At 45.7% G+C, this 23919-nt stretch carries 28 protein-coding genes and 1 tRNA gene; 23 read left to right on the forward strand and 6 right to left on the reverse strand.

The features are described 5' to 3' along the window. Window positions 1-22 precede the first annotated feature (22 nt). The 8 genes from N288_RS07440 (at window position 23) to N288_RS07475 (ending at window position 7901) form a co-directional block, all read left to right on the forward strand. Window positions 23-943, forward strand: coding sequence for a S66 peptidase family protein (locus N288_RS07440; protein WP_009794171.1), 921 nt, complete (start codon window positions 23-25; stop codon window positions 941-943). A gap of 12 nt (window positions 944-955) precedes the next feature. Continuing rightward, a complete protein-coding gene (locus N288_RS07445; RefSeq protein ID WP_009794172.1) occupies window positions 956-2065 on the forward strand; it encodes a mandelate racemase/muconate lactonizing enzyme family protein in 1110 nt (369 codons plus the stop codon). Then, window positions 2049-2978, forward strand: a complete 930-nt coding sequence (locus N288_RS07450; RefSeq protein ID WP_009794173.1) for a C40 family peptidase — start codon at window positions 2049-2051, stop codon at window positions 2976-2978. The genes N288_RS07445 and N288_RS07450 overlap by 17 nt, the downstream gene beginning before the upstream one ends. Before the next feature lie 2 nt (window positions 2979-2980). Then, entirely contained in the window at window positions 2981-3988 is a 1008-nt protein-coding gene (locus tag N288_RS07455) for an ABC transporter ATP-binding protein (RefSeq protein WP_009794174.1), read from the forward strand. Further along, a complete protein-coding gene (locus N288_RS07460; RefSeq protein ID WP_009794175.1) occupies window positions 3985-4800 on the forward strand; it encodes a serine hydrolase in 816 nt (271 codons plus the stop codon). Before N288_RS07455 ends, N288_RS07460 begins: the two co-directional genes overlap by 4 nt. Window positions 4801-4804: 4 nt before the next feature. Beyond that, a complete protein-coding gene (locus tag N288_RS07465; protein ID WP_009794176.1) occupies window positions 4805-5146 on the forward strand; it encodes a DUF962 domain-containing protein in 342 nt (113 codons plus the stop codon). A gap of 158 nt (window positions 5147-5304) precedes the next feature. Beyond that, complete coding sequence (locus N288_RS24255) at window positions 5305-7326, forward strand: putative bifunctional diguanylate cyclase/phosphodiesterase (RefSeq protein ID WP_022543626.1); 2022 nt, start codon at window positions 5305-5307, stop codon at window positions 7324-7326. Then, on the forward strand, window positions 7326-7901 hold the full coding sequence (locus N288_RS07475) for an HAD-IA family hydrolase (protein WP_009794178.1): 576 nt from the start codon (window positions 7326-7328) through the stop codon (window positions 7899-7901). Before N288_RS24255 ends, N288_RS07475 begins: the two co-directional genes overlap by 1 nt. Before the next feature lie 46 nt (window positions 7902-7947). Here the strand turns inward: N288_RS07475 and N288_RS07480 are convergent, their stop codons facing one another. From N288_RS07480 to N288_RS07495, 4 genes are all read right to left on the reverse strand, one after another. Continuing rightward, a complete protein-coding gene (locus tag N288_RS07480) occupies window positions 7948-8370 on the reverse strand; it encodes a pyridoxamine 5'-phosphate oxidase family protein (RefSeq protein WP_009794179.1) in 423 nt (140 codons plus the stop codon). Then, window positions 8363-8623: a hypothetical protein gene (locus N288_RS07485; protein ID WP_009794180.1), complete on the reverse strand. Its 261-nt coding sequence runs from the start codon at window positions 8621-8623 to the stop codon at window positions 8363-8365. The genes N288_RS07480 and N288_RS07485 overlap by 8 nt, the downstream gene beginning before the upstream one ends. A gap of 23 nt (window positions 8624-8646) precedes the next feature. Continuing rightward, window positions 8647-8766, reverse strand: a complete 120-nt coding sequence (locus tag N288_RS07490; protein ID WP_022543627.1) for a hypothetical protein — start codon at window positions 8764-8766, stop codon at window positions 8647-8649. A 201-nt stretch (window positions 8767-8967) separates the two neighbouring features. Continuing rightward, window positions 8968-9041, reverse strand: a tRNA-Arg gene (locus tag N288_RS07495). A gap of 144 nt (window positions 9042-9185) precedes the next feature. Here N288_RS07495 and N288_RS07500 point away from each other — a divergent pair. The 9 genes from N288_RS07500 to N288_RS07530 all read left to right on the forward strand — a co-directional run bounded on the left by N288_RS07500 (window position 9186) and on the right by N288_RS07530 (window position 18682). After that, window positions 9186-10532: a spore germination protein gene (locus tag N288_RS07500; RefSeq protein ID WP_009794183.1), complete on the forward strand. Its 1347-nt coding sequence runs from the start codon at window positions 9186-9188 to the stop codon at window positions 10530-10532. Between the two features lie 16 nt (window positions 10533-10548). Continuing rightward, window positions 10549-11649 carry an SLC5/6 family protein gene (locus tag N288_RS07505; protein ID WP_022543628.1) on the forward strand — a complete coding sequence of 367 codons (1101 nt, stop codon included), beginning with the start codon at window positions 10549-10551 and terminating at the stop codon, window positions 11647-11649. Continuing rightward, window positions 11646-12731 carry a Ger(x)C family spore germination protein gene (locus N288_RS07510; protein ID WP_009794185.1) on the forward strand — a complete coding sequence of 362 codons (1086 nt, stop codon included), beginning with the start codon at window positions 11646-11648 and terminating at the stop codon, window positions 12729-12731. Before N288_RS07505 ends, N288_RS07510 begins: the two co-directional genes overlap by 4 nt. Window positions 12732-12920: 189 nt before the next feature. Next, on the forward strand, window positions 12921-13079 hold the full coding sequence (locus N288_RS25365) for a hypothetical protein (RefSeq protein WP_009794186.1): 159 nt from the start codon (window positions 12921-12923) through the stop codon (window positions 13077-13079). 110 nt (window positions 13080-13189) lie between these two features. Continuing rightward, a complete protein-coding gene (locus N288_RS07515; RefSeq protein ID WP_009794187.1) occupies window positions 13190-14188 on the forward strand; it encodes a DUF3231 family protein in 999 nt (332 codons plus the stop codon). 91 nt (window positions 14189-14279) lie between these two features. Then, on the forward strand, window positions 14280-15200 hold the full coding sequence (locus N288_RS07520; protein ID WP_009794188.1) for a cyanophycinase: 921 nt from the start codon (window positions 14280-14282) through the stop codon (window positions 15198-15200). Further along, window positions 15197-15625: a cyanophycin synthetase family protein gene (locus N288_RS25510; RefSeq protein WP_009794189.1), complete on the forward strand. Its 429-nt coding sequence runs from the start codon at window positions 15197-15199 to the stop codon at window positions 15623-15625. The genes N288_RS07520 and N288_RS25510 overlap by 4 nt, the downstream gene beginning before the upstream one ends. Beyond that, window positions 15556-17820, forward strand: a complete 2265-nt coding sequence (cphA, locus tag N288_RS07525) for a cyanophycin synthetase (RefSeq protein WP_083783111.1) — start codon at window positions 15556-15558, stop codon at window positions 17818-17820. Before N288_RS25510 ends, cphA begins: the two co-directional genes overlap by 70 nt. 127 nt (window positions 17821-17947) lie before the next feature. Then, window positions 17948-18682 carry a hypothetical protein gene (locus N288_RS07530; RefSeq protein ID WP_035402765.1) on the forward strand — a complete coding sequence of 245 codons (735 nt, stop codon included), beginning with the start codon at window positions 17948-17950 and terminating at the stop codon, window positions 18680-18682. A 42-nt stretch (window positions 18683-18724) separates the two neighbouring features. Here the strand turns inward: N288_RS07530 and N288_RS07535 are convergent, their stop codons facing one another. Next, the gene (locus tag N288_RS07535) at window positions 18725-19543 is read right to left on the reverse strand and encodes a glycerophosphodiester phosphodiesterase (RefSeq protein ID WP_009794192.1); all 819 of its coding nucleotides are present in this window, start codon (window positions 19541-19543) and stop codon (window positions 18725-18727) included. 89 nt (window positions 19544-19632) lie between these two features. Next, entirely contained in the window at window positions 19633-19926 is a 294-nt protein-coding gene (locus tag N288_RS07540; protein ID WP_009794193.1) for a hypothetical protein, read from the reverse strand. Between the two features lie 316 nt (window positions 19927-20242). Here N288_RS07540 and N288_RS07545 point away from each other — a divergent pair, with 316 nt between their 5' ends. The 6 genes from N288_RS07545 (at window position 20243) to N288_RS07560 (ending at window position 23778) form a co-directional block, all read left to right on the forward strand. Then, a complete protein-coding gene (locus N288_RS07545; RefSeq protein ID WP_022543629.1) occupies window positions 20243-20614 on the forward strand; it encodes a hypothetical protein in 372 nt (123 codons plus the stop codon). A gap of 232 nt (window positions 20615-20846) precedes the next feature. Further along, window positions 20847-21371 (forward strand): NfeD family protein, encoded by a 525-nt coding sequence (locus N288_RS07550; protein WP_009794196.1) that lies wholly within the window; start codon window positions 20847-20849, stop codon window positions 21369-21371. 15 nt (window positions 21372-21386) lie between these two features. Continuing rightward, the gene (locus tag N288_RS07555; protein ID WP_009794197.1) at window positions 21387-22934 is read left to right on the forward strand and encodes a flotillin family protein; all 1548 of its coding nucleotides are present in this window, start codon (window positions 21387-21389) and stop codon (window positions 22932-22934) included. 218 nt (window positions 22935-23152) lie between these two features. Continuing rightward, on the forward strand, window positions 23153-23266 hold the full coding sequence (locus N288_RS24630; protein WP_009794198.1) for a YjcZ family sporulation protein: 114 nt from the start codon (window positions 23153-23155) through the stop codon (window positions 23264-23266). A gap of 37 nt (window positions 23267-23303) precedes the next feature. After that, on the forward strand, window positions 23304-23438 hold the full coding sequence (locus N288_RS24635; RefSeq protein ID WP_009794199.1) for a YjcZ family sporulation protein: 135 nt from the start codon (window positions 23304-23306) through the stop codon (window positions 23436-23438). Between the two features lie 139 nt (window positions 23439-23577). After that, window positions 23578-23778, forward strand: a complete 201-nt coding sequence (locus tag N288_RS07560) for a hypothetical protein (protein ID WP_035402699.1) — start codon at window positions 23578-23580, stop codon at window positions 23776-23778. Window positions 23779-23919: the final 141 nt, after the last annotated feature.

Consider the following 23919-nt stretch of genomic DNA (forward strand, 5'->3'; position numbering starts at 1 on the left):
CATATGGAAAGGGGCATATGATATGAAAATAAAGCCGGGACATTTGAAAAAAGGGGATGCTGTCGGTGTAGTTTCACCGGCCAGCCCGCCTGACCTCAAAAGCCTTGATAGGGGCATTAATTTTCTTAAAGAGCTGGGATTGGAAGTCAGAGAAGGGAAATCTGTCAGGAAACTAAATGGCTACCTGGCTGGCACAGACAAAGAGAGGCTCGAGGATCTGCATGATATGTTCGAAGACAAAGAGATTAAAGCGGTCTTTTGTGCAGGCGGGGGATATGGAACTGCCAGAATTGCAGGTGACCTGGATTATGGCCTTATTAAGGCAAATCCCAAAATATTCTGGGGCTACAGTGATATCACCTTCCTTCACACGAGCGTAAGGCAGAAAACCGGGCTTATTACCTTTCACGGTCCGATGCTTGCTTCCGATATCGGGAAGGAGGACGTCCACCCATTGTCCAAACAATATTTCAGCCAGCTTTTCAAGCCTGCAGATTCCTTATACACTGAAGAGATTTCACCTTTGACAGCAGTAGTGGAAGGAAGAGCAGAAGGTCCCCTGACTGGAGGCAATCTATGCTTGATCGCAAGTACGCTTGGAACTTCTTTTGAGATTGATATGAAAGGGAAGCTGCTGCTGATCGAGGATATCAATGAAGAACCGCGCTCAGTCGACCGGATGCTGAATCAGCTGCTGATGGCAGGCAAATTATCTGAAGCAGCAGGCATTGTCGTGGGGGACTTTAACAAATGTGAACCGCAGCGCGAGCTCAGCTTATCTCTTGATGAAGTTATTGATTACTATCTGATTAAAGCGGGCAGGCCGGCCATGAAAGGATTTAAGATCGGACATTGCTCGCCTCACTTCTCTGTTCCGCTCGGAGCGGATGCGGTGCTGGATACAGCGGAAAAACAATTGTATGTCGAAAGCGGCGTACGCTAAAGAGGTGCAAGGATGAATATTGAGCGAATTGAGACCTTCAGGGTTGCCATCCCATTGATCAAGCCGTTTAAGACTGCCTTAAGGACTGTGACTACAGCGGAATCTGTGGTCATTAAAATCACATGCGACAACGGCATTGAAGGCTGGGGAGAAGCTCCTCCTACAGTCGTCATCACCGGGGACAGCCTCATGAGCATCGAATCGGCCATCCACCATGTGTTCAAGCCATATCTTGTCGGTAAAAGCCTTCTGAACTATGAAACTATTTTCCAGGCAATAAAGACATTGATGGTCGGGAATTCAAGTGCAAAAGCTGCGGTGGATATGGCTCTATATGACTGCCTTTCCAAGCATTGCAGGCTGCCGCTGTATCAATTCCTTGGCGGTGCGAAAAATGAAATCGAGACTGACTATACAGTGAGTGTGAATAATCCCGAAGAAATGGGCGATGATGCTGCTTCCTATATAGATCAGGGATTCAATGTACTGAAGGTTAAGGTCGGAAAAGATGATATCATGACAGACATCAGCCGAATAAAGGAAATCAGAAGGCGTGTCGGCAACAAGGTGAAAATCAGGCTTGATGCGAATCAGGGATGGCAGGCAAAGGATGCAGTCAGGGCCATCAGGAAAATGGAAGACAGCCTACTCGACATTGAGCTGGTCGAACAGCCGGTTCCCGCAGACGATATCGAAGGGCTTAAACAAGTGACCGATTCCGTTGAAACTCTCATCATGGCAGATGAAAGTGTGTTCAGCCCGAAGCAGGCGCTCCAGGTGCTATGTACAAGGAGTGCTGATCTGATCAATATCAAATTAATGAAGGCAGGGGGAATTTTCCAGGCGCAGGCCATCAACCAGCTGGCTGAAACCTGCGGTGTCGAATGCATGGTGGGAAGCATGATTGAAACAAAAATAGGCATCAGTGCCGCTGCCCATTTTGCTGCAAGCAAAAAAAATATCACACGGTTTGATTTTGATGCCCCCCTTATGCTGGCCAAAGATATGGTAGAAGGCGGCATCAGCTACAGCGGAAGGAAAATCACTTTCCCTGATGCTGCAGGGCTTGGCATCAGGCAAGTGTATTCAGAAGGAGGAATTTCAAGTGGGAATTCAGCATAAATGGCTGGTAAATGTACCGGTGGCGACAGTTTGGACCTCACCTGAATCTGCCAGGGAAATAGATGGAAAAGCAATTTCCAGCTGGCCGGATATAGAGGGATGGCTGGCTGGCCTGACATATGAAACTAGCCTCGCGCTTTGCAATGAAAACAGAATCCAGACCCAGGCACTGTTTGGCCAGGAGGTTATCCTGCTGGAAGAAGAGGGACCTTGGGCGAGCGTCATAATCCTTAGCCAGCCTTCAGAAAAAAATGAAAGAGGCTATCCTGGCTGGATGCCAAAAAGCCAGCTGATGAAACTGAATGAATGGAATATCAAAAAAGGCCCTGTTGCATCTATCAGTTCGAAAAAAGCTGTTTTGTATTCAGAGGAAGAGAAGCCTTTAATGGAACTTAGCTTTGAAACTGTCCTTCCTGCTGTTGAGAAATCTGATGAGTGGCTTAAAGTTAGAATCCCTGAGGGGTACGGACTTCTTCGGCAGGAGGATGTTTTCCTTCATCCTTCTTTGGAAGCAAGGAGGAAGGGGAATGGAGCGGGAATCGTTTCCGAAGGTGAGCGCTTCCTTGGCTTGCCTTACCTTTGGGGAGGGATGAGCAGCTGGGGTTATGACTGCTCTGGATTCAGCTATAATATGTGCAGGGCAAACGGCTATATCATCCCAAGGGATGCCCATGATCAGGCACAAAGTGGCAAGAAAGTGGACCTTGCTGAGATCCAGCCGGGCGACCTGCTGTTTTTTGCTTACCAGGAAGGCAGGGGCAGCATCCATCATGTGGGAATCTTCTATGGAAACGGAAAATTGCTCCATTCGCCGAATACAGGCAAAACGATCGAAATTATCCCGCTTAAAGACACCATCTATGAAAAGGAACTATGCGCAGCACGCCGTTATTGGCAGGAGGGGGAAGATTGACGATGCCGGACAGCATACTTGAGGTAAAGAATCTCAAAAAACATTTTACGCTTGGAAAAGGAGAGGTGTTAAAAGCAGTTGACGGCATTTCCTTTGATATAAAAAAGGGAGAAACCCTCGGAATTGTCGGTGAATCAGGATGCGGAAAATCGACTGCCGGCAGGACGATTATCGGGCTTTACGATAGTACAGATGGGGAAGTCATCTTCAATGGAAAAAATGTCCACAGCATGACAAACAGGGAGCGCTTCTCTTTCCACAAGCAGATGCAGATGATTTTCCAGGATCCCTATGCTTCACTCAATCCCAGATCAACAGTAAGTGAAATCATTGCCGAGCCGATGGAAGTCCATGGCTTATTCCGGAATAAACAGGAGCGGATGGAAAAAATCTATCAGCTTCTGGAGGATGTCGGACTTAATAGAGAGCATGCCGGGCGGTATCCGCATGAATTCAGCGGGGGACAGAGACAGAGGATCGGCATTGCGAGGGCCCTCGCCCTGGAGCCTGAATTCATTATAGCTGATGAACCGATATCAGCACTGGACGTTTCGGTCCAGGCCCAGGTGGTGAACCTGCTCAAAAAGCTTCAGAAGGAAAAAGGGCTGACATACTTATTCATCGCCCATGACCTGTCAATGGTCAAGCAGATAAGCGACCGGATCGGCGTCATGTACCTGGGGCATATGATGGAGCTCACAACCAGTAAGGAATTGTACCGTAATCCGCTTCATCCATATACACGGGCTTTGCTTTCAGCCATTCCGATCCCTGACCCGGATGTTGAGGATCAAAGGGAAAGAATCATCCTCCAAGGCGAGCTGCCAAGCCCGATCGACCCTCCAAGCGGCTGTGTGTTCCGGACCAGATGCCCTCACAGCATGGATATTTGTGCAGAAAAGACGCCTGTCTGGCAGGAAGCGGAGAAATCAAGATTTGTTGCCTGCCATTTATACGATCCCAATCTGACCGGAAATCATGACAGCTCTCAGGCAGCAGCATCTAAATGACCGGGCTGCTCTCTGAAAATATCAATCAACTTGAAAAGAGGCTGGCTGATATCCTCAGACAATGTCCGGGTAATGCCAGTCTGGCAGTAGAGTACGGTGAGAGGGCAATCTATATGAACAGCGGGCGGAAATATCCTGCAGCCAGCCTCATCAAAATCCCGATCATGATGGAAGCTTTCTTTCAGGCAGAGGAGGGCGTCCTGGATCTCAGTGAGCAGGTGTGTATTGGCGGGATTGAAAAGGCCGGAGGGGCCGGTATCATTCAATCTCTTTCAGTAACAGCTTCCCTAAGCATTCTGGACTGTATAACCTTGATGATTATAGTCTCAGACAATACAGCTGCCAATCTGCTGATAAAATTGCTGGGCAAGAAAAATATTAATGATAGAATGCATGGACTGGGTCTTCAAACAACTGTACTGGGCAGAAAAATGATGGACTTTGAAGCCGCAGCAAAAGGTATTGACAATTTTACCACTGCCGCGGATATGGTTAAATGCCTGAGAGCAATAAAAGATGGTGAATTATTTTCCGAAAAGAACCGCAGCAAGATGCTAGATATAATGGAAGCGCAGCAATTCAGAGAAAAGCTGCCGGCCCTTGCATGCAAGGAGCTGAAGATTGCCAATAAAACCGGGGAGCTGCCTGGAATAGAGCATGATTGCGCCATCTTTGCTTCAGGCCGGGATGTTTTATATGCTGCCGTCCTGATCGAAGGTCTCTCAAGCCCGGAAGAAGGAAACCATGCAATCAGGCTGATTGGGAGCCGGTTATCTGAGTTTCTTTGCCTTCCGGAAACAGAAATGAGGTGAATTTATGAAAGAGTTTAAGAATTATAATGAGTTCTGGCCTTTTTACCTTTCGCAGCACAGCAAAAAATCCACTAGGACATGGCATTTCATCGGCACTACTTTTGTATATATCTGTATTGCTCTTGCCATCATTTATTTAAATGTCTGGTTTATCATTCTGGCGCCGGTCATTGCTTATGGGTTTGCCTGGTTCTCCCATTTCTTTATTGAAGGAAATAAGCCGGCAACTTTTGGACATCCACTCTGGTCGCTTCGGGCTGACTTCCAAATGTATTTCTATATTTTAACTGGACGTCTTTCAAGGGAAATCGACAATCTGCCTGAACAATATTCAGCAGAAAAATAGACTGTCAGAAAAGCATCCTCAGCCGCTGGGATGCTTCTTTCATTCTCAGTACTCCGCATACTGGTTTTTGACACTATAAGGGGAGGGATAGTAATATAATCATAGGTATATAGTAATTTTTTCCTGATAATAATAGACTAGGACAGGTGGACATCATTGTGAATAGCTACATTATTTCTGCGGCCGCCATGGTGCTGCTGGCTTTTATCTTTTTTTCTTCCGTTTTCCTGGGAAGCAGATATATCTATCAAAAACAAAAGTACTCCCAGACATTGCTTCTTCCGCTATCCAGCTCCTTTTATGTATGGCTGCAACTGATGACCTTATTAAGCATTTACGGATTTATCGAACCTGCAGATGCATTCACACTGAATAGCCTGGCGATTTTTCTGTGCCAGTTCGCTGTTTATATGGTTCTTTTTCAATTTGCTGGAGTTAAAGATGACCGGGAAATGTCGCTCAAGAATCTGGTGCTGTGTGTTTTCTTTGTTGGATTGACAATTGGCATAGATGTTTATTTTGTCAGAAAAATAAATCCTTCATTAGTTGTCAGCACTGAGCATATTCTCATTGCCAGCTTATTCTTCATTATTTCATTGTTCCTATGCTTCCGGTTTGTGCAGCAGATTTATATTGATAAAGTATTCAATAAGCAAAAAGTGCCTTTCTGGTTTCTCTCCTTTGGGGCGCTGCTGCTAGCTTATACATTTGTAGGGAGCACCATTGAGATTATCAGGAGTTTGAACAGCAGCGGGGATAACAGCTTATTTTTTACAGAAGTGCTCTCCATCCTGCTGCTCCTCGGTGTGACGACAGTTTACGGGGAGAAGCAGTATAACCGGAAAGAACAGGAATTGGTTGAAAGCAATAAACACCTTAATCACCTTGCCTACCACGATACATTGACGGGGCTTCCGAACAGGAGAAAGGTCATGCAGTCGATTGAGGAGTGGATGGCAGAGGATATCCAGTTTGCGGTTGTTTTTATCGATCTGGATCATTTCAAGCATGTCAATGATCTTCTCGGCCATAATATCGGTGATGATCTGCTCAAAAAAATTGCATCCAGGCTGAAAGAGAATTCGGGCAGCGAGGATATTGTGGGCAGGCTTGGCGGTGATGAGTTCATCATTTTGAAGCCAGTTAAGGAAAATCTGCAGCTGGATGATTTTTCAGCAGATCTGATTGAAAAGGTTGTAGAGCCTGTCCAGATTCTTGAACACGAGATCGTGATTACAACAAGCATCGGGATAGCCTTATATCCAACGCATGGGAAAGATGTTAATGACATCATGAAAAAGGCGGATATAGCTATGTACAATTCCAAAGATAAAGGGAGAAATACATATTTTATCTTTACGCTTGAGCTGGATGAGAGCATCATCCGCAAGATGACGTTAAAAGAAGATTTAAAGCATGCACTGGTGCGGGATGAATTGGAGGTACACTTTCAGCCGAAGATCAGAGTATCCGATCAATCAGTGAATGGATTTGAAGCGCTTCTGAGATGGAAGCATCCTTCAATCGGCTTTATTCCCCCGGCTGAATTTATCCCGATAGCTGAGGAATCAGGCTCCATATCCGAGATAGGGAGCTGGGTCCTGCGGCAGGCGTGCAGAGAAATTTCCGCTATTAACGAAAAATATGGCAGGCAATATATCATTTCTGTGAATTTCTCGATCAAGCAGCTCCTGCAAAAAGATATTGTGGAAACTGTCTCGGGCATCTTAAACGAAACCGGCCTGGATCCGAAGTTTCTTGAGCTTGAAATAACAGAAAGGGTGGCCATGAATGATGCCTATTCGGCAGGGGATGCTTTTATGCAGCTGCTTGACCTTGGGCTGATGCTGAGCGTCGATGATTTCGGGACAGGATATAATTCGCTGAGCAACCTCCAGGAGCTGCAGATCCAGCGGCTTAAAATAGACAAAACCTTTATTCAGCAGATGGAAAGTGATGAACATAATAAAGCTTTGGTCGCTTCCATTGTATCGATGGGCAAGCATCTTGGCATGCAAATCACTGCCGAGGGCGTTGAAACCCCGGAGCAGCTGTCATTCCTGATGGAAATCGGATGTGATGAGGCGCAGGGCTTCTACTTCTCCAGGCCAAAGCCGATTGAGCAGATTATGAATACAATCAATGCCGGCAGCAAAGCAATAGCCGGAAAGGAGCAGTAATGAATATTCTATGGGACTTTGACGGTACACTTTTTGATACATATCCCGCTTATACACGGATTCTGAAGGATGTGCTGGGAGAAGAGGCAGAACATGAAGAGATCCTGTCTCAATTAAAGATTTCTTTTACCCATGCCTTTACCCATTACAACCTGAAGGAAGAGCAGATTTCCTATATAAGAAAGATGGCAAGAAGTCTGAAGCCGCAGGATCTTCAGCCATTTCCAGGAGTGAAGGATGTGCTGAAAAGGGCCGGGTGCAATGTCATCATGACACATAAAGAGAGGGAGGATGTGCTGGCCATCCTGGAGCATCACAATATGTCCTCTTTATTTGCCGATCTTGTCGCCGGAGATGATGGATATCCCAGGAAGCCGCATAAAGCTTCTTATGAATATCTGCATGGCAAAAACAGCATTGATCTTGCCATCGGTGACAGGGAACTCGATATTCTTCCGGCGAAGGAGCTGGGCATCAGGACCTGCCTTTTCCAGAATACTACACCTGGCGCGGATTATTATTTGCCGCGTTATGAAGATTTTGAGACTGTTATTGGATGGGAAGCATTTAAATGAAAACAGAAAGCAGGCAGCATAGCTGCCTGCTTTCTATTTCATTAGATTATAATTCTAGAGCTTCAAAAGAGCTGTCTTTGCTGTTCATTACCCTGACGTCTGTCGGCTGTATTTCAAGGACGATATAATTCGGGTCATTCGGACCGTCGAACCATGGCTTTAAATGATCATTCCAGACCTTTTCCTTGAGCTCTTCAGAAGCATTTACAGAGGCCCTTCCTTCGATCTCGAGATAAGCATCTCCCAGCCCTTCGCCATCATATCCGATAAGTATATGCACATTCGGATTTTCTTCAATTTCTTCCGTTTTATCGGTCTCTTTGCTTGTTGCAGTATAAAGCTTCAGCTCATCATTGAAAAATGTCATATAGCGTGTATGCGGCTTATTGCTTTTTACAGTCGCAAGCGTTCCTATTTTATTATCTTCCAAGATTTTAAGCACTTTTTCTTTCACATCATTATTAGTCATAAGAATCCCCTCCTATTTTATCTTTATCAATCGTTTCGAAGTCTGCATTATACTTTTCTTCACTTGAGGAATTATCTTTCGTGTTCCTCCCCATCTTCTCCTCGTGCTGCTCCTGCTTTAAGTCCTCAAGAGGAATGGTATCAACATTCTGCTCTTCCTTGAATTTATCGTAGATGCTTTCTTTGTCGGTTTTAAATTGTTCAGGGTTGTCCATATCCTGCTGTTCGTATTTTCCGTCTTTTTCGCCTGCCATGCGAAATCACCTCTTATACGAGATTATTTTTGGTTCTTTTCTGTTTTGGAGCCTTCTCTTTGCGGTTCGATATCTTTGTTGTGTTCTTTCTTCTTTTCCTGTTCAATTGAGTCATTGTCCTGGTGTTTATTTGTTTCAGCCATGAATATAACCTCCTTGATGATTGTGTAATAGTACATTACCCTTTTTCAGAAGTGAAAAACCGGGAGGAGAATTTCAATGTGCAGCTGACGGAAGGGGGAGGGGTGCAAAATGATATATTTCCTCAGAACGAACAGGCTGATTTTTTTTCAGTAGCAATAAAAAATGCCCGCTGCATATGCAGCGGGCATTTTCACTATATACGTCCCAGAAGAGATTCGAACTCCCGACCTACAGTTTAGGAAACTGTTGCTCTATCCTGCTGAGCTACTGGGACAACGTTATTTATTATATAACCTTTTTCTCTGTTGGTCAATAATGATCGAAAAAAAATCCTGTTTTTTTTTGAAAGGCTTTTTCTGCATGAATTTTCCTTGCAGTGGGACAATAGTGGATATTTCTTAAGTAGGTTGGTGAAGAGATGTTCAAGGGCGGCAATAAAAGGGAAGAGCTCCTCCGTTTTTTAAAGGAGAAGGCTGGCCATGCATCAGATACAGCCGTTCAGGAGCTAAAAGGGGCGAGTTTTTCTGTCTATTTATTTTATATAAAAAGTATATGCGATACTGACAAAATCCAGGAGCAGCTTGTAAAGCCTTTTTTCCAGCTGCAGGATGAAACAGGATATAAAAAATATATTTGTTCACTGTCCGGTATCAGTGAGCTTGAGGACAGAGGGCAGGCTCTGAAGGATTTGATGAGGGGCTCGGCGATCCTCTTATTCAGGGAAACTTTTTATGTTCTGCAGCTAAAGAAATATATAAGCCAGGGAGTCAAGGATGCAACAGTCGAAACAACCATCCAGGGACCACAGACTGCATTGAGCGAAGACCTGGGTACAAATCTAAATATCATCCGCCACCGCTATCATAAGACAAGCCTGACGGTGGAAGAAAATGAAATAGGTTCTGTTTCCGGGCTGGGCCTTCTGCTTCTCTATGACAAGGAAAAGATTGAGGCAGACATCCTGCAGGGGGTAAAAGATAAAATAGAAAGCATCAAAGCTTCACAGAAAATCGTCCAGTCAGCAGGGGAAATCCATAGAATGCTGACGCCGCGGGAAAAAACGCTCTTTCCTGTGTTCATGATCACTGAGAGGACTGATCGCATAGCCCTTAATCTTGCACAGGGAAAGATAGTCATCCTTATTGAAGGATCTCCTTTCGGCCTGATTCTGCCGGCCGTTTTTTTCGACTTTATGAGCTCTATGGAAGACCTGTATCAGCCTTATTGGGTTTCTAGATTTCTGATCACCCTGCGGTATCTGGGCCTGTTTATAAGTCTGCTGCTCCCTGGACTTTACGTGGCCATTACTTCTTATAACCCTGAAGTCTTCCAGGTCCAGCTTGCACTGGGAATTGCGGGGAGCCGGTCATCAGTCCCTTATCCCTCCTATCTGGAGGTGCTGTTCATGCTGATTATGATGGAGCTGCTGACAGAAGCATCCATCAGGCTCCCTAAATCGATCGGCTCGACAGCAACGACGGTTGGAGGATTGATTCTGGGACAGGCTGCAACGGAGGCAGGGCTGGTGTCCAACATCATGATTATCATCGTCTCAGCTGTGGCCATTTCCAATTTTGTGATTCCAATCAATGAAATGAGCTTCTCGATGAGGGTCATGAAATATGTCATCCTTCTTTTGGCTGCCATGACCGGCATGATTGGCCTGGTGATTGGCCTGATGGGCCTGCTTCTATTCCTCGTACGATTGGACAGCTTCGGAAAGCCGTATCTGAAAATGTTTTTTGGCGAAGGCAGCAAACAGTAGAAGCGAGGAGGTCCGAATGACTAGCCGTTATTTTTATTATCTGATTTTGTTAAATATGCTTGCCAATATCATCGTTTTTGTTCCAAAGATGCTGATTGAGGAACGTACTGGCGGAGCGGTGATGTCCATGGCGGTTGCTTTGCCTCTTGGCGTGATCGGAGCTTATTTCTTTTCAAGGGCAATGGGCAGATTTGAAGGAAAAAGTCTGCCGCAGATTCTAAAGAACTCTTTCATCCCCGGCTGGGCAGGGAAGCCGCTTATCCTATATCTGGCCGTCATTTGGCTGGCATCTGGCCTGATCACACTTTACGCTTTTACGGACATTACAGAAAGATTTATCAATCCTGACATGGAGAAATGGCAGATAGCGCTTTTCTTTCTGCTATTTGTTGTATGGGCGGCTTCTTCTAAGCCAGAAAAGGTGCTGTACCTCCTGGAAATCATCCTCATTCTGAACGGGCCGCTTGCTGTGCTGCTTCTTGTTAAAATTTATCTCAGCGGATCGCTGAGCTGGCTGGACATTAAAGAGGGAGCGACACACCTGTGGCAAATGCCGACCTGGAAGTCAGTATCTGCTGCAACATATGTCTTTTCCGGATACGCAAATTTAGTCATCTTCAATGTAGTCATGAAGGGGAAGGTAAAGCCGCGCTTCTTTCTGCTGACCCTGCCTGCAGGAGCAGCAGTGCTAGCAACCACGTACTTCGTTCCAATTGGCACTTTTGGGTTTGAAGGAGTGGGCGATCTGGAATATCCCTGGCTGTCGAGTGCTGATGCAGTCAGAATGGAGCTAGCCTTTGTTGAAAGGGCATTCTACATTTTCATCCTGATCTACATAGGAATCTCGCTGATGAATGTTGTGGTTCACTGGCATGTAGCCCAGGCACTGGTTAAAAGTGTCTTCCTGCTTAAAATGCATAAGAATAAAACTAAACTGGGTGCACTTTCAACAAATTTTCCGCTGATGCTGTTTGCTGCATTGTTTTTTATTGGCGTTTTTCTTGTCAATGAAGAGAATATGTCTGTCTTTACAATATGGTGGATGAACATCCGCATGCCGAGCGAGTACATTATGGTTGTCCTGTTTATATTGCTCTCCAGGAGGAAAAACAAATGAAGAAATGGCTGCTGCCGGCTGTTTTCGTTCTCTTAGTGTTTGTTGGAGGCTGCGGATTCAAGGATATAGATAATCGGTTTTTTGTTGTGACAATGGGAATAGATAAGTCCGAGGAAGGAGGGGATCTGATCAAAGTATCATTGAAGCTTGCCATCCCCACGGCAGACACAAGGTCGGATGACAGCCGCTTTGTGGTTGTAACAGAAACTTCTGAAACGATATCAGAGGCGATAAGAATCATCAAATCAAGAGTCGATAAGGAACTTGACTTTGGGCATCTGAAGGTGATCCTGCTTGGTGACCAATTGACAGATGCCAGCATCAAAAGGGAAATGGATTGGTTCTACAGAAGAAGGGACATTCAGAAAATAGCCTGGATAGCGATTGGCAAGCCGACTGCTGAAGAGGTGATGAAAATTAAGCCCCCTTCTGAAAGGCTGGCATCCAATACACTTTTTCTCTCCTTTGATCTGCAGGGTTCTGAGTCTCCTTATACCATTTCCAAGTATTTGTTCCAGTTTTACAGGGAAAGCAAGAGCAAGGGGATCAGCCCGGTGCTCCCGGTGGTCAAAGTGAAAAACGGCCTCCTTGAAATCAACCAGGCTGATATATTTATGAATCATAAACGTGTACTAAGGCTTTCAAAGAACGAGACAAAAACTTTTAATGCCCTCAAGCACGAATTTGAAAAACAGCAGATTACTGTTAAAGAGAAGGATAAATTTTTCGTGGTTTCCATCGACAATTATAAATCTGATATAAAGATTGCTGAATCTGGAAATGAAGCTGCCGTGGAAGTAGGCATTTCAGTTAAAGGTACGATCGAAGAGTCAAGAAGCGATCTATCGGAGAAGGAGCTTGAGGTTTATAATCAGCTTCTTGAGAAGGAGATTGAACGGATAGTGAAAGACTTGCTGAAAAAGTTTCAGGAGAAGTCTCTAGATCCTATGGGGTTTGGGCTTGCTTACAGAGCCAGCCATGTTGAGAAGGATGAGTGGGAAAGATGGAATGAAATTTATCCTGATATCGACATTAAAGTAAAAGCAGATTCGAAAATCATGGGTACGGGGATCATTGAATAGTTTGGCATGTTCGGGCGCAAGTAAAGGGGCTATGGCAGGAGTCTTTTCTTAAAAATTTGGTAAATTTTATAAGGCGAGGATAAGAAATGGTTAAGAGAGGTAAAAAACCTGCAAATCCTATTTTATTTCTTTTTTAATTTTGTAAGATAAGCTTGTAACCGGTTCATTAAAAAAGAGGAGGAATAAAAGATGAAAAAATGGTTTTTGATGCTGTTTGCTGCTCTATCACTATCAATGGCAGTTACAGGATGCAGCGGTACAGAAGATGAAGATACTGATACAGACACAGAGCAGAATGAAGATGCAGATACAGAAACCGAAGAAGGCACTGAGGAAGAATCTGAATAAGGCAAACAGGCTGCCCCGCGGAGGCAGCTTTTATTTTTTGAAGGTGAATCCCATGAAAGACTTTTGGAGACGATATTCTATTATGCAGGCAATATAAAAGGAGTGGTCTCATGGGAAACAAGCCGGCAATCTCATCTTCTGAATTAGGTACTTTATGGATGACATATCAGCAAAAGTCAATGATAATTCATATGCTGCCGTATTTTATTAAAAATGCCGGGGATCCGGAAGGAAAGGAACTGCTGCAGTCTTTATTGGTTCAGGTAACCCCTTATAAAGAAAGGATTGAGCGTTTTTTTGAAGAAGATGGTGCAGTCGTCCCTAAAGGTTTTACCTCTCAGGATGTCAATCCCGATGCCCCGGTTCTGTATCAGCCTTATTTTGATATTCATTTTTTGAGGCTGATGAAGGAAATCAGCATGGGGCTGCATACGCTCCATCTCAGCATGGCGTACAGAGAGGATATCATCACCTTATACAGAAACCTTTCACAGATTACACAGGAATTTTATCAGCACTTTACGCAGTTCCTGCTCAAGAAGGGTCTGCTGCCGCGTCCGCCTTCCGTTACAATGCCCAAGGATGTCGAAATGGCCGAGGGAACTGGGTATATGAAGGGAAACGACCTTTTTGGCAACAAAAGATCCCTGAACACAGTTGAAGTCGCGCATCTATATCATGCCATTGAGAGCAATGTGACCGGGATGCAAATGATCACTGGATTTGCACAGACTGCAAAGAAGCAGGAAGTGAGGGAGTACTTCAATAAAGGAAAAGACCTCTCCCAGAAAATCATTGTTGAATTTGGGCAGAAGCTGACAGATAGCGATATACAGGTCCCATCCACTTCGGCAGGGTATCCGACCTCTTCGACTGAAGGCCCTTTCACTGATAAGCTCATGCTGTATTGCACCAGCCTTTTGTGCAGCTTCGGACTTGGAAGCAATGCGATAGGAACTGCCTTTAGTCTCCGAAATGACCTGCCTTTGAAAATGGCAGCCCTGGCCAAGGATATCTATACATATGGACATGATGGAGGAAGAATCATGGCCAAGAATGGATGGATGGAGGAGCCGCCGCAGATGGAAGACCGCAATACATTGATCTGAATGAAAACGGCCCCTGCAAAGGGCTGTTTTTTTATTTTGTAAAATTTTAATGGATACGGTTTCATATAGGTTCGTACAGGGGTATAGAAGCTTGGGATTTAATGAAAAAACTGGAAGGGTGAGGTTCAGGCAGGGGTCAAAGAAGGGTCTTAAAAATCATTATCACTTCAAAAACATGACGGGAAAAGGTGAAAGAATGCAGACTGGGGATTTATTGATCATTGGAGGCAACGAAGAGAAGTGCAATGAAGTTGAGATTCTGAAGAAATTTGTGGAGATTTCGGCTGCAAGGACAGGCCCGATCGGGGTCCTGCCTACTGCATCCCGGATCCCTGATGAAGTGAGCCGTGAATATATAGAGGTTCTGAACAGGCTTGGAGCTGGTGAAGTGATCTGCCTTGACATCTCTTCACGGGCTGACGCGGATTCGGAGGAAATTGCCCGGAGGATAGAGAGCCTTGCAGCTGTTTTTATCACTGGCGGCGACCAGGGCAGGCTGGCAGAACTGATTCTTGGTTCAAAGGTATACGAAGCATTACATAACAGCTGGAAAAAGGGGATGCCCATTGCCGGGACGAGTGCAGGCGCCTCCATTATGGGGAAAGTTATGATCGTGTCGTCCCAGACAAAAGCGGCAGATGATGTCCTGCAGGTAGAATTGGGAGAAGGCTTCGGTTTTCTCCAAAACCTGGTCATCGATCAGCACTTCTCCCAAAGGGCCCGGTTTGGCAGGCTTTTGGGAGCCATTGCGGAAAACACAGATTTGATGGGGATAGGCATTGATGAAAATACGGCCATCCTCGTCAGAAATGGACAGTTTGAAGTCTTCGGCGAGCATCAGGTGTTCGTCTTTGATGGAAAGGAAGGGGAGTTCGTCAATTCCGCTGTTTCAAGCAACGGAAGCGAGGAACTGACGCTGTCTGATTTTAAGCTGCACACTTTGACCGGCGGATACAGATTTGATTTGGGCAATAGAAAATTACTTCTTAATGGGGAAGAGGGACAAAGATGAACGTAAAGCGCATACGATATTTGCAGGGTCCTAATTATTTCAGCTATAAACCGATGATGTGGGTGGAAATCGATCTCGAAGAGCTGGAGTTCCAGCCCACCAATAAGCTTCCCTTTTTCGCTGACATTCTGCTGGAGGCCATTCCGTCACTCGGGGAGCATACCTGCTCAAGGGGATACAAAGGCGCTTTTGCAGAGCGCCTCCGCGAGGGGACATGGATGGGCCATGTACTGGAGCATATAGCCCTTGAGCTTCAGTTCCTGGCAGGCATCGAAGTGAAGTATGGAAAAACAATCACAAGCGGGAAAAAGGGCATCTATTTTATTGCCTTTGAATACAAAGAGCGGAATCAGGTTTGTACGCCTTTCAGTCAGCAAAAGAGATTGCTGAAAAAATCCTCAGGGGCGAGGAAGGCTTTTCGGTAAAACACTATGTTGAGAAGATCGCCGACTTATTTTACAAGAATAAGCTTGGCCCGAGCACAGAGTCGATTTATCTGGCCGCTGCAGCACGTAAAATTCCTGTTGAACGTGTGGGGAAAAACAGCTTCCTAAGGCTTGGGACAGGCTCTAAACAAAAATATGTACAGGCAACCATTACGAGCCAGACCTCTTATTTGGCTGTCGAGGCCTCCTGTGATAAGGAAATGACCAAGGAAATGCTTCGTGGAACCGGCATTCCTGTACCAGAAGGGGAAGTGGCCGAAACATTGGAAGGGATAACTGAAGCTGCAGTGAGGGTCGGCTTCCCGCTTGTAATCAAGCCCCTTCATGGAAGGCAGGGGCAGGGTGTGGCAACAGGCATCAGCAGCTGGGATGAGCTGAATGCTGTGCAGAAATGCCTCAATGAGGAAGACAAGCCGTATATTGTTGAAAGGCATTATGAAGGAAGCGACTACCGCCTCTTTGTAGTTGACAACCAATTGCGGGCTGCAAGTTTAAGAGTGCCTCCTTTTATCATCGGAAACGGCAAAGATACGATTCAGCAGCTGATCGATAAAGAGAATGAAAATCCGCTGAGAGGAAACGGCCATGAAAAGCCTATGACCAAAATTCCAATGGCTGAGGCGCTGGACTGCTTCCTTGAAAAAATGGATTTGAATAAGAGCTATGTACTTGAAAAAGGAAGGGTTCTGCCGGTAGCAGGAAATGCAAACCTTTCCACCGGAGGACAGGCGATCGATGTTACCGATGAAGTACATCCATCCGTCAGGAAAATGGCTGAAGCGGCTGCAGCTTCGATTGGCCTTGATGTCGCCGGAGTCGATATCATTTCACAGGATATCGCAAAGCCATTGGATCCGCGTGATACCTGTGTACTGGAGGTCAATGCTGCCCCTGGGATCCGGATGCATCTTTACCCTGGAAAAGGAAAGAGCAGAAACGCCGGTGCTGACATTGTTGACTATTTGTTTTCCAGCAGGGAAGAAGCAGCGATCCCGGTAATCGCTGTAACAGGAACGAACGGGAAAACCACAACCTCAAGGCTCGTCAAGCATTTCATCGAAAAGGAAGGTACGACTGTCGGCCTTACCAGCTCAGATGGCGTCTATGTCGGTGAACAGTGCATCGATACAGGGGACTGCTCAGGGCCGATTTCGGCAAGGAAGATATTAAGCCATCCTAAAGTCGATATAGCGGTGCTTGAGTCTGCCAGGGGAGGAATCCTTAGAGAAGGGCTTGCCTTCCGCCATTGTGATATAGGCATTGTCACCAATGTTTCTGAAGATCACCTCGGACTTGATGGGATTGAGGATTTCGCCCAGCTGGTAAAATTAAAGAGGCTTATACCGGAAGTAGTCATTGAAGGGGGCTATTGCATCTTGAATGCCGATGATCCGGAGACTTTAAAAATGGCGTCTTACACGAAAGGGAAAGTCATTTATACATCACTGAATGAAGAGAGCGAGGGTTCCCAAAGGGCTCTGGAGAAGGGCGAGCCTCTTTGGTATCTGGACAGCATGGGACAGATTGTATACGCGGAAGCAGGCATCAAAGCGGAATTCCTGCCTGCTGCTGATGTACCTGTTACAATCAATGGCAGGGCGAAGCACAATATAGCCAATCTGCTTCAGGCACTGGCTGCGGCGGCTGCGCAAGGAGTAAGTCTTGAAACACTCAAGGAAAAGGCTTTATCGTTTACACCTGACTCCAGGAATTCCCGTGGAAGGTTCAATGCTTTCCTTGTTCAAGGGCGGGAAATCATCATTGATTATGCCCATAATGCTGCAGGGCTGTCTGCTGTTTTTGGTACGGCCGCAGATACAAAAAACAAAAGGCTGATTACCATCCTTTCAGCCCCGGGAGACCGGTCGGATTCCGATATTGCCAGGATGGCAGAAATTTCAGCGGGATATTCAGATTTAATCATCATAAAGGAAGATAAAGACCTGAGAGGAAGACTGCCCCTTGAAACTGCCTCTCTTTTGAAAGCAGCTGCTTCCACGGTTATTGACAGCCAGTCAGTGTTCGTACACCCTGATGAACTGGAAGCTTACCAGAAAGCCTGGTCATTGTCCCAGGAGGGAGATACACTCCTGTTTTTATATGAAGACTTTGAGGTGGCGTCCTCTTTTATTGAAGATCTTAAGAAACATGAACAAGCCCTGCAGGGGGATTGACAGGACAGAGTGGCCTGCCATCTTAAAGATGGCAGGCTTTTCTGCGGAAAGAGGCCAAAACTCAGGGCATTTTAAAGAGCACTCTGCCATAAGGTATAGGGAAGCCGTACTTGGAAAGGAGTTTTCTATGATACAGCTGCCCGTATTTCCAGGCCTGTCCGCCGATATGCTGCCAGAAACCCAAAGGGCTATATGGCAAGCTTTAGATAGAAGCCCGGAGACATTTTATTATTCAAATGCCGGTGAGCTATTGTTTGAGCTGGAAACGAGGGAAAAGATCCTGTACTACTCGAGGAAGCTGAGTGAAAGCGGCGCTGTATTTGCCGCCTTTCAAGACTCATTCTTCAATCCGGCATATTGGATAAAAACAAGGGCGGGATATGCCTTAAGGCCGGACGTCCGCCCTTCTGAAGCGGTCAACGATGTTTTTTCCAATGGCAGCAAATATGCTTTTGAATGTTCAACGGCCATCGTGCTTATCTTATACAAGGCAGTGCTTGAGTCTATTTCTGTCCGCTACTTCAATCAGCTGTTCCAAAATCTGCTCGTATGGGATTGGAATTATGACAGAGATCTGGGCATTGTTACAAAAATAGGATCAAACTTTATTCCAGGCGACATTGTCTATTTTTATAATCCCGATTTCCGGCATCCGGTCTGGACGGGGGAGAATGCGGTCTATCTGGGCAATGATGCTTATTTTGGGCATGGAATTGGCATCAAGTCAGAGCAGGAAATGGTTGCTGCCCTCAATACACTCAGGAAACCAAATGCCACCAGATCAGCATTCCTTATCTCCCAGCATAGCAGGATCAATTTCAGTTATTTATTTCAATTTGCTAAAAGGATCCAGGGGTTTTAGGCAGGGAGTTTGCCTTAAAATCAGGCATCGAGTGCACTTCAGTCAATCAAGGAGCTCGATAAAATCTGTTACGATGCCGTCAGCAGGAAGCTTCAATGCTTTTCCTGCTTCTTTTTCTGTTCTGATGGTCCAGATAATGGCCTTCATCCCTTTTTGATGTATCCGGTCCAGAAGCTGTCTGCTTGCGATAGTATGCTTTGGATTTATATAGCAGGCATACTTTGCAATCTGTTCAAGCTCCCTTGCGGTCATCCTTTTCGTTTTGTAATTCAGGAGAATCCCGACCGGGATGGAAGGGAGCAGGCTACGAATCTTTTTCATTGAGCTCCTGTCAAAAGATTGGATGATAATGCGGGATCCAGGGCCCTTGTCCAGCTCCCGGCTCTTTAGCTCTTCTGCAATCTGTTCTTCTATACCCGGGTAAAGGGCCGGCTTCTTCAGTTCAATCAGGAGCCCGGCTTTACCGGCATATTTGTCCAGCATTTCAGTGAATGACGGGATGATTTCCCCCGCATATTCCGTTGAATGCCAGCTGCCCGCATCCAGGCTTCTCAGCTCTTTCCATGTCAGGGAAGAAACTTTTCCCTTGCCGTCTGTTGTCCGGTCGACAGTCGAATCATGAATAACCGCAAGTCTACCGTCCTTGGTCCGCTGGACATCAAATTCAAGAAAATCTGCTCCCATTTGAAGCGCATAGTCAAATGATGAGAAGGTATTTTCCGGCCTGGATCCTGCCGCTCCACGGTGTCCGATTTTGAGCTTTGCTGGCAGGCTGCCATGTGCCTCCTGTACTTTTCGATGGACTTTCAGCCTGGCTAAAAGCAGTGTTAATCCATTCCGGTAGCTGCCCAAGCTTTTCATCTCCTTTTACTGGGGAATTGTAACCTCCTGTTTTCTTTTACCCTGACAATCTATCATAATGAACTGCTCCTGTTTCGGCAAATGAAAACTTAATCCCAATCTTCATATATGATCCTGCCGCCAGTCAAATCTATTTCGTTTCGTTCACCTTTATAGTAAAGCTTTCCATTTTCTTTGATCAGCAGTTTTTCATAAGTGTAAATATTCTTGCCTGCAGGCAGTTCAATGACTACCTTTTGACCCAGATCTTTTTTCGGTGATTCTATCTTAATAAGACTGGTAGAATAGTAGAAAATCAGAAGAACTGCTGCAGCCGTCAACAGGATGAGGAAAGGAATCTTCCATCTGATTGTCCGCCTGCCGGTATATCGGTCTGATCTCATGGTATCTGCAACCTCCGCTAAAATATAATGCTTGCCAAGCGAGTAAATTGATTCTAAGTAAAGCCTTTACTAGCGTATGCAGCAGCGGCAGGGCCGATGACAAAAAGAGGCTGTCTGCCAGGCGGCCGCCTGATGTGGGATCTTAGGCCGGATTGACTACTCTGCCTCAGTTTGAACCAGGCACAGCTATAGGGAATGGAATCAATTTTGGTAGATTAGTCTATTTCTGTTTTAGCTGATAGTATGATATGGTAGGTACGGAGCAGGATTACATAATTTTTAAATGGATCCAATCAGATTAGCCGGAGGAAGAATTATGATTTGGGAAACCGTAGATGGAATTAATATATGGAAACTGAGCAGGTATTTCAAGAAGCTTTCTGCTTCTAAGCTGACGCTGGAAGAAAAAGTTCTGAATGATGTTCTGGTCGTTACACTGCCGCTGAAAAAATCAGATGAACCCACTGCCGCTGAAATCAGGAGACAGATTGAAGAGGCTGTCCTGCACTCAGATGGATTTGAAACATTGAAAGTGGCACTCCTGGAAAACTGCAGGCCATCATACAAAGAAATGATGACGAAATATGGGGTCAGAAGATGGCTGGAAATTCCTGTTGAAGAAAATGTTATATATCAATTTTCATTTGAAAATATAAAAGAAACCAGCCAGCATAGTCCTGCCAGCTAACTAAAGGCAACGGAGCTTATGAGCTTGCTGCATGATAGCATGGGAAACCATGCTTTTTTTTATGGGTAATTTTGAGAAAATTGAAACTTTTGCCATGCCCATTCGTAAATAATACAGAAGCTTCCAGTTGGATAGTCAGAGGGGGAGGAAAAGCAAATCATCTATAATTGTGCTAAGTTTTTAGGCCGTTGTATGTTGTGTGCGAGAAGCGGGAGGGAGGTTTGATATTGATATGGAGATCTTCGGGTTGCCGATCCAGACTCTATACTTGTACATTTTGTGTTTTTCAGGCGGAATAATAGTTTTATATATTTTGTTCGGAGATGTTTTGGAGGGAGCCGGTGATATCAGCCCTTTCCTGGACCCCATACTGATTTTTGCTTTTATGACGATTTTTTCGGCAGCCGGCTTCCTGATGGAATATACAACCGGGATGGACAGCATCTTCATCATAGCCATCTCGGCGGCAATCGCTTTCGTTTTGGATGCCGTTTTATATCTTTTTGTGCTGATCCCTTTATCCCAAGCGGAAGAATCACTTGTCTATACAGATGAATCCTTAAGAGGCAGGGTTGGGAAGGTCATTATCCCGATACCTGATGACGGTTTCGGTGAAGTGCTGATTGAAAGTGTCAGCGGGAGGATTGCCAAGTCAGCCCAGAGTTTTAAAGGAGGGCCGATTGAAGAAGGCCAGGAAGTACTCATTATAGAAGTTAATGAAAATGTCCTTCAGGTTGTCAGGCTTGAAGGATTATAAACAGGAGGGAACAGAATGGCAATGATTTGGGTGGTAGTTGGTGTTGCAGCTTTTCTTTTAATTGCTCTGCTCGGTGTATTTGTTACTAAGTATAAGACGGCAGGACCTGACGAGGCTCTGATCGTGACAGGCAGCTATCTTGGAAACAAGCGGGTCCACGTGGATGAGTCCGGCAATAAAATTAAGATCATCAGGGGAGGAGGGACCTTCGTCCTTCCGGTATTTCAGCAGGCAGAGCCATTGAGCCTGCTTTCAAGCAAGCTTGAGGTATCAACGCCAGAGGTATACACCGAACAAGGTGTTCCAGTGATGGCCGATGGCACTGCCATCATTAAAATAGGCGGCTCCATCAGCGAGATCGCCACTGCAGCAGAACAGTTCCTTGGAAAATCAAAGGAAGACAGGGAGAACGAGGCAAAGGAAGTGCTCGAAGGACACCTGCGTTCCATCCTTGGTTCAATGACTGTCGAAGAAATTTACAAAAACAGAGATAAATTCTCCCAGGAGGTCCAAAGAGTAGCCTCCCAGGATCTGGCTAAGATGGGCCTTGTGATCGTTTCGTTGACGATCAAAGATGTAAGGGACAAAAACGGCTATCTGGATTCTTTGGGCAAGCCAAGAATTGCTCAGGTCAAAAGGGATGCGGATATTGCAACAGCCGAAGCCGATAAAGAAACGAGGATCAAAAAGGCAGAAGCTGATAAAGACGCCAAAAAGGCAGAGCTGGAGAGGGCAACCGAGATAGCTGAGGCCGAAAAGGAAAATAAGATGAAAATGGCAGATTACCGCAGGGATCAGGATATCGCCAAGGCACGTGCCGACCAGGCTTATGATCTGGAAACAGCCAGGGCCAAACAGGAAGTTACTGAGCATGAAATGCAGATCAGGATCATTGAAAGGCAGAAACAGATCGAGCTGGAGGAAAAAGAAATCCTGAGGCGTGAAAAGCAATACGATTCCGAGGTTAAAAAGAAGGCAGATGCAGACCGTTATGCTGTGGAGCAGGCTGCAGAAGCAGAGAAGCGTAAACAGATTACAGCAGCTGATGCCAATCAGTACCGCATTGAATCGCAAGCAAAGGCAGAAGCCGAGCGGGTCAGGGTTGACGGCCTTGCCAAGGCGGATGCCTTAAGGGCCCAAGGGGAATCTGAAGCCGAAATTATCCGCCTGAAAGGACTTGCAGAAGGAGAGGCAAAGCGGAAAATTGCTGAGGCGTTTGAGCAATTCGGAGAGGCTGCAGTTCTCGATATGGTCCTCAAAATGCTTCCTGAATATGCCAAACAGGTTGCGAGCCCGTTATCCAATATTGATAAAATCACGGTCGTCGATACAGGCGGCGATGGCAAAAGCAGCGGGGCCAACAGGGTTGCTGGCTATGCAACAAATCTAATGAGCACCATGCAGGAAACGCTGAAAGCTTCTTCAGGCATCGATGTGAAAGAACTGCTCGAAAACCTCTCAGGCAAGCATAATGTACGCCAGAGCCTGGATGAACTCACATATGAGCTGAAGGAGGCGGCCCAGAAGAAAGAAGGGGAAAAAGGGACCATCAGCACACCATAAGGTTTCAGGCGCAGGAAGAGCGATTCCTGCGCCTTTCATTTTAATTTTTTTCAATTGCCGGCTTTGGTGACTAATGCCGCCAGTTTTTTTATTGGCTGTTTCTGCCTCCCTGTTTGTTTGCCTCTGAGGAAATGACCTAAAAATTGTGCGTTAGTCTATTCGCACAATAGCTCATTGCTGAATAGGATATATTGAATCAACTAAAGGAGGTTTTACAAATGTCAGACGGATGCGGATACGGCGGAGGTTTTGCCCTGCTGGTAGTATTGTTCATTTTATTGATTATCATCGGTGCTTCTTGGGGTTATGGCGGAGGCGGCTACGGCTACTAAACGGTACTGACAAAGAATAAAAGGAGGAGATCTTCCAATGGCATACGGATACGGATACGGCGGCTATGGCGGCTGCGGCTACGGAGGCGGCGGCTACGGCGGCGGGTTTGCGCTGATTGTTGTACTATTCATCCTTCTGATCATCGTTGGTGCAGCCTGCTTTAAATGGTAATAAAGTGAAAGGGGGGGACAGGGCATCCTGTCTCTCCTTTTGTATACCGGGTTCTGTACAAGTCCCCTCCACATACATTTAAGTGTTTTATCCCCCTGCCTAAAGGGAATGTAAACAAAAACAGTAAATGGAGGAGAGAATGATGGAGCATCAGACTGAGGACAGGGCATACACGCTCGATGAGATTCACGGCCTTCTGGAAAGCGGGCTTCAGCGGGAGCTTAACCCAAAGGAAAACGGCATTGTATCAAAGTGGATTGCTTCTTTTGATAAAGAGGATAGGATCGTTGTACTGAATATGTTCAAAGAGCTGCTGAATAAGCATAAACGGATAGATTGAGCGGGGAGCCTTCATTTGAGAAGGCTTTTTTCTATGTACAGAGAAGAAATCCTTCCGGGCCAGAAATGGAGGGAACTTGGCGGAAATGCCACATGCAAATGATTTAATGACAAATCTTGATTGGCTGTTAAAGAACCTCTA

The organism is Bacillus infantis NRRL B-14911 (genome assembly GCF_000473245.1).
Classification (GTDB): domain Bacteria; phylum Bacillota; class Bacilli; order Bacillales; family Cytobacillaceae; genus Bacillus_AB; species Bacillus_AB infantis.